10 protein-coding genes are annotated in these 13,045 nt (G+C 40.6%); 4 read left to right on the top strand and 6 right to left on the bottom strand.

All coding sequences use genetic code 11. The features are described from left to right. Positions 1 to 140: 140 nt before the first annotated feature. From GSQ84_RS06510 to GSQ84_RS06485, 6 genes are all read right to left on the bottom strand, one after another. The gene (locus tag GSQ84_RS06510; RefSeq protein ID WP_158796450.1) at positions 141 to 950 is read right to left on the bottom strand and encodes a GDSL-type esterase/lipase family protein; all 810 of its coding nucleotides are present in this window, start codon (positions 948 to 950) and stop codon (positions 141 to 143) included. Positions 951 to 1,221: 271 nt separating this feature from the next. Then, entirely contained in the window at positions 1,222 to 2,112 is an 891-nt protein-coding gene (locus GSQ84_RS06505; RefSeq protein WP_158796449.1) for an AraC family transcriptional regulator, read from the bottom strand. Between the two features lie 339 nt (positions 2,113 to 2,451). After that, positions 2,452 to 2,934: a hypothetical protein gene (locus GSQ84_RS06500; protein ID WP_158796448.1), complete on the bottom strand. Its 483-nt coding sequence runs from the start codon at positions 2,932 to 2,934 to the stop codon at positions 2,452 to 2,454. Between the two features lie 264 nt (positions 2,935 to 3,198). Continuing rightward, positions 3,199 to 3,876: a hypothetical protein gene (locus tag GSQ84_RS06495; protein WP_158796447.1), complete on the bottom strand. Its 678-nt coding sequence runs from the start codon at positions 3,874 to 3,876 to the stop codon at positions 3,199 to 3,201. Between the two features lie 76 nt (positions 3,877 to 3,952). Continuing rightward, positions 3,953 to 4,807: an AraC family transcriptional regulator gene (locus GSQ84_RS06490; protein WP_158796446.1), complete on the bottom strand. Its 855-nt coding sequence runs from the start codon at positions 4,805 to 4,807 to the stop codon at positions 3,953 to 3,955. 231 nt (positions 4,808 to 5,038) lie between these two features. After that, a complete protein-coding gene (locus GSQ84_RS06485) occupies positions 5,039 to 7,771 on the bottom strand; it encodes a sugar-binding domain-containing protein (RefSeq protein WP_158796445.1) in 2,733 nt (910 codons plus the stop codon). 287 nt (positions 7,772 to 8,058) lie between these two features. Between GSQ84_RS06485 and GSQ84_RS28195 the strand changes: the two genes are divergently transcribed. The 4 genes from GSQ84_RS28195 to GSQ84_RS06470 are packed head-to-tail and all read left to right on the top strand — an operon-like array spanning position 8,059 to position 12,861. Further along, complete coding sequence (locus GSQ84_RS28195; protein WP_256377522.1) at positions 8,059 to 8,184, top strand: hypothetical protein; 126 nt, start codon at positions 8,059 to 8,061, stop codon at positions 8,182 to 8,184. Continuing rightward, entirely contained in the window at positions 8,135 to 8,389 is a 255-nt protein-coding gene (locus GSQ84_RS28335; RefSeq protein WP_371416359.1) for a hypothetical protein, read from the top strand. Before GSQ84_RS28195 ends, GSQ84_RS28335 begins: the two co-directional genes overlap by 50 nt. A 10-nt stretch (positions 8,390 to 8,399) precedes the next feature. Next, positions 8,400 to 10,634: an alpha-N-acetylglucosaminidase gene (locus GSQ84_RS06475; RefSeq protein WP_158796443.1), complete on the top strand. Its 2,235-nt coding sequence runs from the start codon at positions 8,400 to 8,402 to the stop codon at positions 10,632 to 10,634. Next, positions 10,615 to 12,861 carry a GH92 family glycosyl hydrolase gene (locus tag GSQ84_RS06470; RefSeq protein ID WP_158796442.1) on the top strand — a complete coding sequence of 749 codons (2,247 nt, stop codon included), beginning with the start codon at positions 10,615 to 10,617 and terminating at the stop codon, positions 12,859 to 12,861. Before GSQ84_RS06475 ends, GSQ84_RS06470 begins: the two co-directional genes overlap by 20 nt. Positions 12,862 to 13,045: the final 184 nt, after the last annotated feature.

Below are 13,045 nucleotides of genomic sequence, written 5' to 3'. Positions count from 1 at the left end.
TGAAAGGGCTGACAATGGATTATTTAAGGCTAAAACTGGACAATATTATTTACGGCTTCGTTCCTGAACTACGCTAATAAAGGGAGGGTATGAAAATGGGCGGGACAATTGAAAGGCTGGATTATCTTAAGCCCCGCATATTAATTGGTTGTCGGTATTCCGAATAGTTCACCAATCAAAGCTGCTACGATCATGTGCCCTTCTTTATTGATATGATTACTTTGCGCCATAAAAGAAGTAAGACTTTTACCTTGCTGTTTAATTTCTTTAAATTTTTTATAGGGGTTTACCACAGGCACCCCAAATTCGCGTCCCAACTCAAGAATTTGCCTGGTGTGTTGTGCTAAAGGTGCATTTTCATCTAAAATATCTTCCGAAATATCAGGAGTTGGGGTCATTAAAACTACCTTAATATTTCTTTTCAGAGCCATCCGGATCATAAATTCCCAGGCTTTTTTTGCCTTTTTTAACCCGATTGGCCGGTCATTTAAAGCGTAGTCAATAAATATCAGATTGGGCTTATGGGATAGTACGTCCCTTTTAAATCGCTTTGCGCCTTGTACAGCGTTCTCCCCGCCGATAGATGTTTTGATAACATTGACAACTGCGGTTGGATAGCTCGCCGCGATCTTCTTTAATATTAGTAATGGATACGAATCAAATGTATTTACCTCAGGCGTTTTAAAGTATCCGCTGGGTACACTATGACCGTGAAAAACTATATTTATAGTATGGTTGTTCGGCCATTTCTTTTCCAGTTCTTTGATCAGCTCCTTTAAATAAGATGAATCAATATTGGATACTGTATCCTTACTTTCTGATATGGTTATAGTGCGCAAATTTTTCTTCAAGAAGTTACCTGCTGAACATTTTCCATACAGAGGAAGTAAAACTAATCCAAAGTTAACCAGGTAAATAAAAAATGTTGATTTGAATACTGATTTAATCATTACAAAAAATTTATTAACTTATTTTCATATCTTCTTGGTCTACCACGCTTTATTTTTCATTATTTCAAACTTTAAACGATAATGTAATTTTCGTAAAAACACTATGGACTAAAATGGATAGAATAATGAAATCAATGGACAATATCATGATGAATCAACCATCTGAAATCAAACTTTTTAAATATTCAAAGAAACTCAATATGCAGCATTCGGATTGACAGCAAAGTAAAATTGATAATCTCAGATCAAAATTATTTTTTGAGATGATATACTATTTGACAGCTTTTCGCGACTCTCGGTATTCTTTAGGCGAAAAACCCATCGTTTTCCCAAAAAGCCTCGTAAAATAATAAGGATCGCTAATGCCGATTTTTGATGCAATCTCCTTTACCCGAAAATCTGTAAACTGCAAATACTGACAGGCCTTTTGAATTTTTAATTGGTTAAAGTACTCTATCGGGGAAAATCCGGTCCGATGTCTAAATCTGGCAGAGTAATGGCTTGCAGAATAATTAACATTGGTTGCAAGATCTGAAAGCGTAAGGTTTCGGTTTATATTTTCTTGCATATACACGATGGAGTTTTCTAAAAAATTATCCGTCTTCTCTACCAGATTTATTGAAAATTTATCATTGAAAAGAAAAGTAGCCAAAAACTGAAGAAATAAAATATTGACATAGGTCAGGTTATCTAAGCTATATCCTTTTTCAAGATTGGCATATAACTGATCAAAAAACGCAATTCTTTCTTCTAAAAATTCAATCTTATTTTTAAACGAAGATTCTTTTGTGACAATATATTGTACAATGGCATCCGCCTGCTCCCCTTTAAAATGACACCAGTAAATTGTCCAGGGATCTTTTTCGTCACTTTTATAATAATGGGAAACGTTACAGGGTATTACAAAAAAATCGCCTGGAACCACAGTGTAATTTGTCTTATCGATAGTTACTTTTCCTTTTCCTTCTACACAATAAATCAAAATATTCTGATCTGTTCCCAATGGTCTTTTACGGTAATGGAACTTGGCATTTGGATAATAGCCTATATCGGTGATATATGCTTTATTTATAATGGTATTAAAAAGACAAAATTTATGGATAATCAATTTGGGAATTACAATAGCCCGCTGTCCATCAAAACCATCTTTCTTATAATTCATCGTATATGAGTATGTAAAATTGGAGTACCTTACATTTTAGTAAAGTTACTTTGGTCATCTCATGTCATTGTTTAAAATTAGATGCCGTTTCGGTGTAGTCTTTTTTGATATTTCAAATTTATCCGATACAGCTATTGGGAAAATATATCTTCTGATATAACGTATGTATTTTTTGATACAAGCCGACCTACCGATACTTATGTTTGCCTGCCAGTAAATGTGCCAACAGCTGCAGGCAAAGACTGCCCTTGCGCTTTAAAAGAAAAACAGCATAAAAAAATAAAGAAAGTGTTGCTTATTCGTTAGGTTTTTCCGGTAGATTACTGATGATAGTTTGTTTTATCTTTTTATCTCAATAAGTAAAACCCAGGCGTCAAATACGGATTTAATGAAGGAAATCATGATTGAGGGAACAATCAGGTATACACCTTTTTCAAGCCCGAGCAACATTAATATTCCAGCGCCGACATAAGGTAATACAGCAAGCTGGTCAATAAATAAGTTAAGCAAATGATGCTTTTTATAGTCCTTTATCGTTTTTGTGTAGATCCGGAGATCAGCTTTGGTGACTAATCCCCAAACTATCATCCCTAAAACTGTAAATTCAATACCAGTAAGTTTAAAAGAGGTTTGGGGCACCAGGAGCAAAATTGAAAAGATCAGTATCGATAGCAATAGAATAAGCGATACTGACGCCTTGACCGTTAATATTGGTGTTTCCAATATGTCTTTCAGATTGATGGAAATGCCTACAAAGATAAGGCCGGTGAGGGCAGCTGCCGCACCTGTTACAGCAACATAAAAATCATTCCACTCTTTCATAAAAATACAGTTTACTTGATATAAAGAAGTCTTTTTGTTTTTAAATCTCGTTCATTACAGCCAGTAGGCTTAAGTTAGTTTCCCGATTTTGTCAATGTGAGTCCGGCAGGTCAACTTTAACAGTTTTAATTTCTTTCCTATTTTTGATTGTAATTAGTACCAGCGGGATACAACAGGCATTTAAGATGCTTAAAGAATTTATTTGATTGAGAACAGAATTGCAGCTTCAGCAAATAAGGAGCGTCTATTTCATAACCAAAAGCCCTATAAATTGACCTGGCTATAACCTAAGCTTTTTAATAGTTTTCGCATTTCAACTTTGAACTGGTGGTTTCCTGTAAGATAAAACGAAGTATGCGAAACGCAATAGCCCCGATTCATTAACCAGTTGACCATTTCATTTTGGTCCGGCACTATCGTTAAAGGTGTTGTGAAATACTCTTTAAACAATTTACTTGTGCTTAGGCAACTGATCAATGCCGCACCATCAAAACGGCTATCAGGCAGGGTCAGTTGCTGCAATGCGAGCAGGTGAGCCAAACTGGTGGCATCTCCAAGTCCGACAATTAAGTTTGCCGGATGCGGTGACGTATGCGTTCCGTCTGTCATTAGGTAATTCAGATGATCGCCTGCTTTCATGTGTTTGGCCCAATTACTGTCTGTGCCTTCCTGAGTAATTTCGATAAATAATGAACAGGTAGCAGTTTCCGCGTCCCAACCAAATGGTATGTAATCGCGAAAAAAGAGATCACCCGGGGCTAATTTTATATAGGGTACCTCACCCCATTCTGTCATATCAGTTTCTGGCAGATGCAGATCGATCTCTATGGTTGCACCATCTTCCCAGCGGCGTATGTCGAGCACTATTCCGCTTTTAAGCAACTGCGGTTTGATGATTCTTTCTGCCGTTTTGCTGATCTGTTTTAAAATAGACGTTTTCATGTAAGTCAATTTGATGATTACAAAGAAACTGGCTTTCAAGGACTAAAGAAATAGCCGGATCGGTGTAATGATAGGACTATTTTCGGTATTGATCCCGAAAGGCAACGGCAGATAATCCCGTTATTTTGCGAAATGAACGTGAAAAGTAAGAGTGATCGGAATAGCCTAAATGGTGAGCAATTTCCTTTACCGTTTGTTGGCTGTAATACAATAATCGCTTGGCTTCCATCATAACTTCCTGGTGTATCCAATAACTTACCGGGAAACCGGTTGTCTTTTTAAGCGCCTCACTCAGGTAGGCCTCAGAGACATTGAGCATTGCCGCGTAGTCTGACGGACTTTTTTTCAGGCACAGGTTTTTGACCAGCAAAGCTTTGAACTGACTTGTCAATTGTGTCAGCCTCGAAGCTTTTATATTCACGCCAGAATAGCCAACATAACAGCCTGCTGCGGTTGCCAAAAACGATTGTAAAAGAGCGTGAATAGATGAAATTTGAAAAACATCCTCATCGATTTGCAAATATTTTTCCTGGATCAGTATCATCAGATCGTTACACTGCTTGCTTTGCATCTCGCTTAAGGTATATGGCTGCTGGAGTAACAAGCTGCTTTCAAATACATTTCTGCATTCAGCCGTAATCAGCGCAGTATCTACTGCAATGAACCAACCGTTGACAACATCTTTTAAGATACGGTGATGAACCTGTAACGGAAGAATATAGTATAATTGATTCCCTGTTAATCTAACTTCATTAAAATCGACCATCATTAGGTCCGAACCATTTTCCTGTATAAAAAAATTATAATGGTCATCCCGGTGTGCCTTAAGTATTTCAGCATAGTCCTTAATGATTTCGCCCTGATTTAATCGCTTTAAGTGAAAACCAAGATTGGTTCTTTCTTTTAATAGATGTACCGGAATCTTACTCATTAATCAAAAATATGAATTTCAAATTTATATTTCGATCCTATAATGCCAATGCTTTATTTCGTTTTCTATTGCCTTTACTATTTTTACGCGAAACCCGGGCTTGTTGGCAAATTGTTCTGACACATTCCGTTGCCTCTAATCAATTTTCTAATATCACCCAGACCTTCGGAATTTAAGATAGCTATTGATAATTAAATAAACCTGATTATAATGATGATGATACTATTGTAGTCATTTTTTCGATGTTGATTGAGATAGAATCTCCCCTAATGTTGAGATGTTTAAACTTTGGGTAGGTTTGAATGAATCCGAACTCACATATCGATAGAGGCTTTTAAGGAACGCACGCGTTTCAGGCAAATTCTCGTCCCTGAGGTTTAGCGTACAAACCAGCAGAGTACCCTTTCCTACCCTGGCCTCAAAGACATTCCCCAATTTGTTATTACGGGCAAAATTATCAATCACCTGGATTAGCGGACGGAAACTTGCAGAAGTATTGTTCAGTATCATAGTCTGTGATCCCTGGATCAATTTCCACCATTGCCAGTTACTATATTCATCAGTAGGGAACAGAGAAAACAGAGGATTTTTGGGGTCGCACAAAATACCCATTGTATTGGGATTATTATGAAACCAGATAGGGCTCCAAAACACGGGCAAAAAGGACCCTTTTAGAGATCGTGCTGAATCAATACTGGGTAATAAAACTACTCTTTTGCCTTCAGCCAACGCCATACGGGTGCCCTCGTCCCAGCTATGTCTTAATATGACGTTATTTGGCAACGTCGCTGGTTGGGTGTCCGGGTACACCCAAATGTCCCAGGTATTAACGATGGAAGTATTCTTCAGTGAAACCGTCACTTTGAACTTACCCGGCGCAGTTATTTTGTTGAGGGCAGCATTGATTTTGCCCAGTTCCGTTAGTTTACCCGTTACGACATTAATGCCTACAAACGACCCGTTCGCGATAATTTTGCCTTGCTGGTCACTGATCATCCATTCAGGTTTTGCGCCGATCAAATCGTGCGACCCAAAATGGGCTAGTTCGGCACTGGCCGAAAAAGTTTCGGTATTGGTATAAGTTCTTTTGGGCATACGAAGAAGCGGAACAGTGGGACCGCAATAACGCTTATGCTCCTCGGGTGTAACAAATCCCTTGGAATCCCAGAACGGATCAAGCAATCCTACCAAAGCTGTACCTTGTCCGGGATAATCGTGAAGATCAAGGAGTGAAAAGCCGCCATAGCCGGGGGTACGCAGCAAATTTTCAATCTCTTCCTTATAAAGCAAAACAGCTTGAGAACCGGTAGATTGTAAAAATTGATCTGCTTCGTCCAACATTCCATTAGCTTGAAGTTGGTCCCGGACAAGTTTGAAGTTGTCCGCTCTTAATACTCCCGTGTATTTACTTATTTCGTGGAAATCAGGATAAAATGTCCACTGGCCGATTTCATGCCCAATCATCGGAGTATCTGGATGGATGGCTTCTTTAGCATCATGCATTGTGTTTGGCCCATAAATTCCCCTGCCAGTTACGTCTTCCGTCCACTGTCGGTTAGATGTAACCTGAGCACATGCAGCTGAACTATATAAATGACGGGAATCACTTTTAATAAGCGTATCAACCCATTCTTTCAAGATCTTGTCAGGCCCACCAAATTCATTCCCAATCGTCATCAAACAAAAGGAAGGGTGATTTCCATAGGTATGGACAATATTTAATAATTCTTTCTTAACAAAATCATCTTTTCGAGGATCTTCGCCAACATTAATATCGGCTAAAGGACCTTCAGTCTGAATCATCAAACCCTCCTGATCCGCTGCTGTGAAGGCGGCCTCGGGCGGAGTCCATGAGTGAAACCGGATAAAATTTAATCCGTAAGATTTTTCAATCTTAAAAATCCGCCGCCATGAAACAACGTCTGTTGGTGGATAGCCCGTTAACGGATAAATAGCGCAATCCAGGGTACCGCGCATCATAAGAGGACGCCCGTTCATAGCGAACTGAGTGCCCTTAATATTTAGTTTGCGCATGCCGAAGGAATTATTTTTTTCGCATTGAGCTCCGCCTGTTTTCGTAGAAAGAGTGGTTTTCAGCATATAAAGGTTGGGAGAAAATTCATCCCATAACATCGGGTGACTTCCCATAGGAACTTCCGACTTGACGACAAACTCCCCCTTGGGAGCTAAAACAGACACAGAAACAGGCTTACCGATCATTGCTCCATCTGCGCCTGTAACAGAAAAACGTATATCACCCTTTCTTATTGAGCCTGTGATATTGCTGATGTGAGCCTCAACTTTGATCAACTTGTGATCCACGTCCGGATAAATCTCAACGTCGCTCAGGGTAACCAAATCGGTGGCACACAACTTAATCGCGCCTACGATGCCATTCCAATTGGTCTGGGTTCCTTCGTAATTAATTGAAACGAAAGGGCCAAGATCAAATTTTAGGGAATTATCCACGCAAATTGTCAGCCGGTGCTTACCTGGCTTGATATTAATGCCCAGATCATAAATTTGAGGGGCAGTCAAATTATCGTGCGTACCATAATCCTGTCCATCCAGCCAAACGTGTGTTACCCAGTGGTTTCGCTCAAGGAAAACTGTAACATGTTTGCCTTTCCATGAACCGGGTATTTCGATCTCACGTTGGTACCATGCAGGCCCAATGTAGACATTCGGTTGATAAAGTCCTTCAAGCGTGGGCTTCCTAGAATTGGGAAGTCCAGCTTTTGCCTCCGCTGTTGTGCCGGGCAGAGCAATTTCTGACGGGCCGCTGCCCATTGGTTTCAATTTATCTCCGTACCATTTTTCAATTAATCCGGCCTTCGCTTCGTCGCGGCTAAATAGCCACTTTCCTGAAAGATTTATTTCTGGTTGTAGGATGCTCTGACCATTTACGCTAGTTGCAAAAATAAATAATACAATATGCGATAGAAGAATGCAAATTTTTTTCATTCGTTATTTTGATAAAATAATATTTTTAGTCACACACCGAACAGAACAACCAATTCATCATTTAAATTGTGGATGCTCATTCCTTAATTTATCTACATTAAAGTTGAGATGGTAAAATAATATACGAATCTAGGAATGAAATGGCCTGCGCAAATGGACGAAACAGTTGTAATAATGGATTATATTATGATCCATAAGTGTACCAGGTAACGACATCGCCGTAAAATGGATAGAATAACGAAATAAATGAATAATTTTATGGGAACATTAAATAATCTTACAATTTCATGGATACGCTGCCCACACAAGGCCTAAAAGATGCCAGTATTATTTACTGCGCACAGCAGTCCGATGGATCTGCTGATGCATTTGTTTCCGGATGCAAACATACCGGTATTTCAAATGAGCATTAATTATTATGCCTCAGGCGATTATCACTTTCAGCTTGGCCGGCAGCTTAGATCCTTACGGGACAAAGGCATTTTGATCATTAGCAGCGGCGCGTTAATTCATAACCAGCAGTTAGCAAGACCAAGGGATTTTTCAACGGAAAAAAATTTTGCCTCCAGCGGATTCAATTTATTATCATTATCGTACTTTAGTGATCATACGATTTAAATTATACAGTTTGATTAATAAAAGCGCAAAGTCCCTTATTTGTTCTACTATTTTAGCCGTTTCTATAATTAGCACTTCAGGCGTCTTTGCTGCATCTGAAGAAGTTAAAACTACGGAAACCACTACCCCAGCCACAAGATCAGCACACGATCTAGTGGTTAGAATTCTTCCGGAACATGTACACGATTTTGTCTTCGAAGAACTTAAATCAAATAAAGATATATTTGAGATAGAGCCCGGTAATCACCATGTAACCATCAGGGGAAATAATGCCAATTCTATGGCAGTGGGTCTTAATTATTATCTCAAATACAACTGCCATACTTTTGTGAGCTGGAGCAAAGGCGACCGGATTAACGCCCCGGCGCAACTTCCGTTTCAATTTGAAAAAATAAGAAAAGAAGCCCGGGTAAAAAACCGGTTTTTCCTCAATTATTGCACTTATGGCTACACTATGCCCTGGTGGACCTGGAAAGATTGGGAACGGCTCATCGACTGGATGTCGCTGAATGGGATCAACATGCCACTGGCTATCACAGGACAAGAAGCGGTTTGGTACAAGGTATGGAAAAAATTAGGTTTAACAGATGACCAGATCCAAAGTTATTTCACGGGCCCGGCTTATCTGCCCTGGCACCGTATGGCCAATATCGATGGATGGCACGGCCCGTTACCGATGAGTTGGATAAACGGACAGGCATCGTTACAAAAAAAGATACTTGCCCGCGAAAGGGAAATGAACATGACACCGGTATTGCCCGCTTTTGCAGGGCATGTTCCGCTTGCCCTGAAGGATAAATACCCGCAAATCAAAATAACCAGCTTAGGTTCATGGGGAGGATTTAATAGTAAATTCAGCAGCTATTTTCTTGATCCTTTCGATCCTCTTTTTAAAGAAATTCAGCATGCTTATATTGAAGAACAGACCAAAGAGTTTGGAACAGATCATATTTATGGGGCCGACCCTTTTAATGAGGTAACTCCGCCAAGCTGGGAACCCAAATACCTGGCCGATGTATCCCGTAATATTTTTGAGTCGATGGTAGAAGCAGATCCGAGGGCATCGTGGTTTCAAATGTCGTGGCTGTTTTATGTGGACCGTAAGAACTGGACAGACGAAAGGATCAAAGCATACCTGGAGGCAGTACCTACCGGTAAACTGACCATGCTGGATTACGTTTGTGAGGAACAGGAAGTATGGAAGTTTACCAATTCCTTTTATCAGCAGCCCTACCTATGGTGTTACCTTGGTAATTTTGGTGGCAATACTATGCTTACCGGCAATTTAAAAGAGGTAGAAAAACGCATGGAGAATGCCATGAATAACGGAGGTGCTAACCTTACCGGGATCGGATCGACCCTGGAAGGTTTTGATGTGAATGCCGTTATGTACGATTATGTATTTGAAAAAGCCTGGTCGGACGGCCCGGTTTCAGTAAATAAATGGGCAGATCATTGGGCAGCAATGCGGGGAAGTGCCATAAACCCTCAGGTACGCACCGCCTGGCAGCAACTGGCTGACTCGGTTTATATCAGCAATGCCGGCAGTTTAGGTACATTGACAAACGCATTCCCGTGCCTAACCGGATCAGGCAACTGGACAACCAAATCGGTTATCAAATACAAAAATGCCGAACTGTTAAATATATGGCAAAAATTACTTGATAAAAATGCAGCCGGCAATGACTTCTATGCATACGACATTACCAATATCGGCAGACAGGTGCTCGGTAATTACTTCACCGTAATCCGTGATCAATTCAATAAAAGCTACGAGCAAAAAGACATTAAAGGCTTAAAGCAGCACGAGCAGGAAATGATGACCCTGTTTGATGAGCTTGATGCACTGCTGGCCACCCAATCCTCTTTCCTGTTTGGAAAATGGGTAAATGACGCTATGCAGCTTGGCGCAACATTGCCGGAGAAAAAATATTACGAAAGAGACGCACGCACTATCGTCACGGTGTGGGGCGGCGAGACACATGACCTTAATGATTATGCCAGTAAATCATGGTCGGGCCTTATGAAAGGCTATTACAAACAACGCTGGAAGATCTTCTGTAAAGACGTGATTGGTGCTGTAGCGCACAACCAAGCTTTCGAACCCAAATTAAACATAGAAAAAATTCATGCCTTTGAAAACGAATGGGTTAAAAAGGAAGAAAAATATCAAACCAAGCCTGTCGGAGACGGCTATACCATTAGCAAACGCTTAATTAATAAATATGCAGCAAAGATCAAATAAAAAATATAAAGCGATAATCAGCTCATTTCTTGTAGGCATGCTAATAATCGCCGGTCATAGCTACGGACAAAATAAAACCAGCTATGTTGATCCTTTGATCGGCTCAGGAGGACATGGGCACGTTTTTGTGGGCGCCAGTGTGCCCTTTGGCGCGGTACAGGTTGGGCCGGACAACAGGTACCAGGGCTGGGACTGGTGTTCAGGTTATAATTATGGCGACAGTGTGCTGATCGGCTTTTCTCAAACACATTTAAGCGGAACTGGTGTAGGAGATCTGGGCGATGTACTGATCATGCCTTATACCGGCCCCGTTAGATTGGACAAAGGCACGAAAGGGAATCCGCTGGCAGGTTATGCCTCGCGGTATAGTCACAAAAAGGAAACAGTGCACCCCGGATATTACTCCGTGAAGCTCATGGATCATGATATTGATGTAGAATTGACGGCATCGGAACGTGTAGGCTTTCACCATTATTATTTCCCGGAAAACAAGGATAAGCATATTATTATTGATTTAAAGGAAGGAATCGCCGACTCCACGCTTACTTCCTCCATTCAGCAAACAGATCCCTATACTTTTGTAGGTTACCGCATTAGCACAGGCTGGGCGATCAAACGAAAAGTATTTTTTGCCATAAAGAGTTCCGTGCCTATAACCAGCTTTTCTGTTTATAATGAAAGCAGCCTTTTACCTGGCAAAAGTGGGACAGGAAATGCGATAAAAGGCCTGATCAACCTGTCAGCGAATAGTTCGGCGGAGGTACAATTAAAAATAGGCATATCTCCGGTAAGTACAGAGAACGCACTGGCTAACATCGTTGCGGAAGTGCCAGGCTGGAATTTTAAACAGGTGGCAGATGCAGCAAAGGCGAAATGGGAAGCGCAGTTAAGCAAGATCGATTTTCAAACTAAGGATGAAACCGCAAAGAAAATATTCTACACCGCGCTTTTCCATACTATGATAGATCCTTCATTGTATAACGATCATAATGGGGATTATCGCGGAACAGATGATCAAATTTATCACCATGCTTCCTATGCTAACTACAGCATTTTCTCGCTATGGGATACTTACCGGGCAACAAACCCGTTGTATACTATCATACAGCCCGAACGGGTGGGTGATATGGTGAATTCGATGATCAACATTTCCAAGCAGCAGGGCTTTCTACCCATTTGGCCTTTAATGGGTAACGAAACATTCTGCATGTCGGGAATCAGTAGTTTACAGGTAGTAGCCGAGGCTTATTTGAAAGGAATCAAAGGCTTTGATCCAGAGGAGGCCTATGCAGAAATAAAAAGGACTACGCAATTGGATAGCCTTGGAATGAATTATGTACGCAACAAACAATTTATCCCGGCAGATAAGTTAGTACGTTCGGTTTCCAAAGGATTGGAATTTGCCATCAGCGATGGCAGTATCGCATTAATGGCAAAAAAAATGGGTCATACTGCTGATACAAAATATTTCAGTGAACTGGCTCAAAATTACAAGCTCTACTATCATCCCCAATCAAAATTCTTCCGCGGTAAAAATGCTGATGGCGCCTGGGAAACGGGTTTTTCAGCCATGAATACCTTGACTACTGATTATTCCGAAGGAAATGCCTGGGAGTATTTGTGGCTAGTTCCCCAGGATGTAAAAGGACTCATTAAATTATTAGGAGGCGAGGATGTATTTAGGAACAAGCTTGATTCTACATTTACCCTCCCTATGGATGAGCAGGCTGAAAAACTGGGCGATATAACCGGACTGGTAGGGCAATATGCTCATGGAAACGAACCAGGGCACCATATTCCATACCTGTATGCCTATATCGGTGATCAGTGGAAAACCGCAAACAGGGTGCGGCAGATTATGAAGGACTTTTATACCGACCAACCAGACGGCATTATTGGAAATGAAGATTGCGGACAAATGTCGGCATGGTTCATCCTTTCTTCCATGGGTTTTTATCCTGTATTTCCAGCTGGTGGAAATTACGTTTTAGGCAGTCCTGTAGCAGACAGGGTTTCCATGAATTTGCCCGGAGGAAAGGTTTTTAGCTTAATTGCACACAACAACAGTGCAGTAAACAAGTATATACAAAGTGCCAGGCTCAATGGAAAGCCTTATACTAAAAGTTATATCATGCATGCCGATATTATTGCAGGCGGTGTACTGGAATTAAATATGGGTGATAAACCCAATAAGGCATTTGGCAAATTGATGGCAGACAGGCCTTGAATAAACGATATATTGCTTTCACAAATGTCTCGAAACTGCATATCCAAACTATAATGAGGATGGCCAAAATTGGCATATAGATTCGATCAAAAAGAAAAAAGTTCAGTAGTTTTAGGTAATACATAGCTTTTGTGGTTGCGGAGGCTCAGGTTTCATCCTATTTTGTTGAAGATTTGCAGATGGT

This window comes from Pedobacter sp. L105, from assembly GCF_009765875.1.
Lineage (GTDB): Bacteria > Bacteroidota > Bacteroidia > Sphingobacteriales > Sphingobacteriaceae > Pedobacter.
This window is presented reverse-complemented; position numbering and strand designations above follow the sequence as displayed.

Bases quoted from the DNA above. Each gene is read 5' to 3' on its own strand.
- GSQ84_RS06495 (WP_158796447.1), bottom strand. From the start codon at position 3,876: ATGAAAACGTCTATTTTAAAACAGATCAGCAAAACGGCAGAAAGAATC.
- GSQ84_RS06500 (WP_158796448.1), bottom strand. From the start codon at position 2,934: ATGAAAGAGTGGAATGATTTTTATGTTGCTGTAACAGGTGCGGCAGCT.
- GSQ84_RS06510 (WP_158796450.1), bottom strand. From the start codon at position 950: ATGATTAAATCAGTATTCAAATCAACATTTTTTATTTACCTGGTTAAC.
- GSQ84_RS28195 (WP_256377522.1), top strand. From the start codon at position 8,059: ATGGATACGCTGCCCACACAAGGCCTAAAAGATGCCAGTATTATTTAC.
- GSQ84_RS06505 (WP_158796449.1), bottom strand. From the start codon at position 2,112: ATGAATTATAAGAAAGATGGTTTTGATGGACAGCGGGCTATTGTAATT.
- GSQ84_RS06485 (WP_158796445.1), bottom strand. From the start codon at position 7,771: ATGAAAAAAATTTGCATTCTTCTATCGCATATTGTATTATTTATTTTT.
- GSQ84_RS06490 (WP_158796446.1), bottom strand. From the start codon at position 4,807: ATGAGTAAGATTCCGGTACATCTATTAAAAGAAAGAACCAATCTTGGT.
- GSQ84_RS06470 (WP_158796442.1), top strand. From the start codon at position 10,615: ATGCAGCAAAGATCAAATAAAAAATATAAAGCGATAATCAGCTCATTT.
- GSQ84_RS28335 (WP_371416359.1), top strand. From the start codon at position 8,135: ATGCATTTGTTTCCGGATGCAAACATACCGGTATTTCAAATGAGCATT.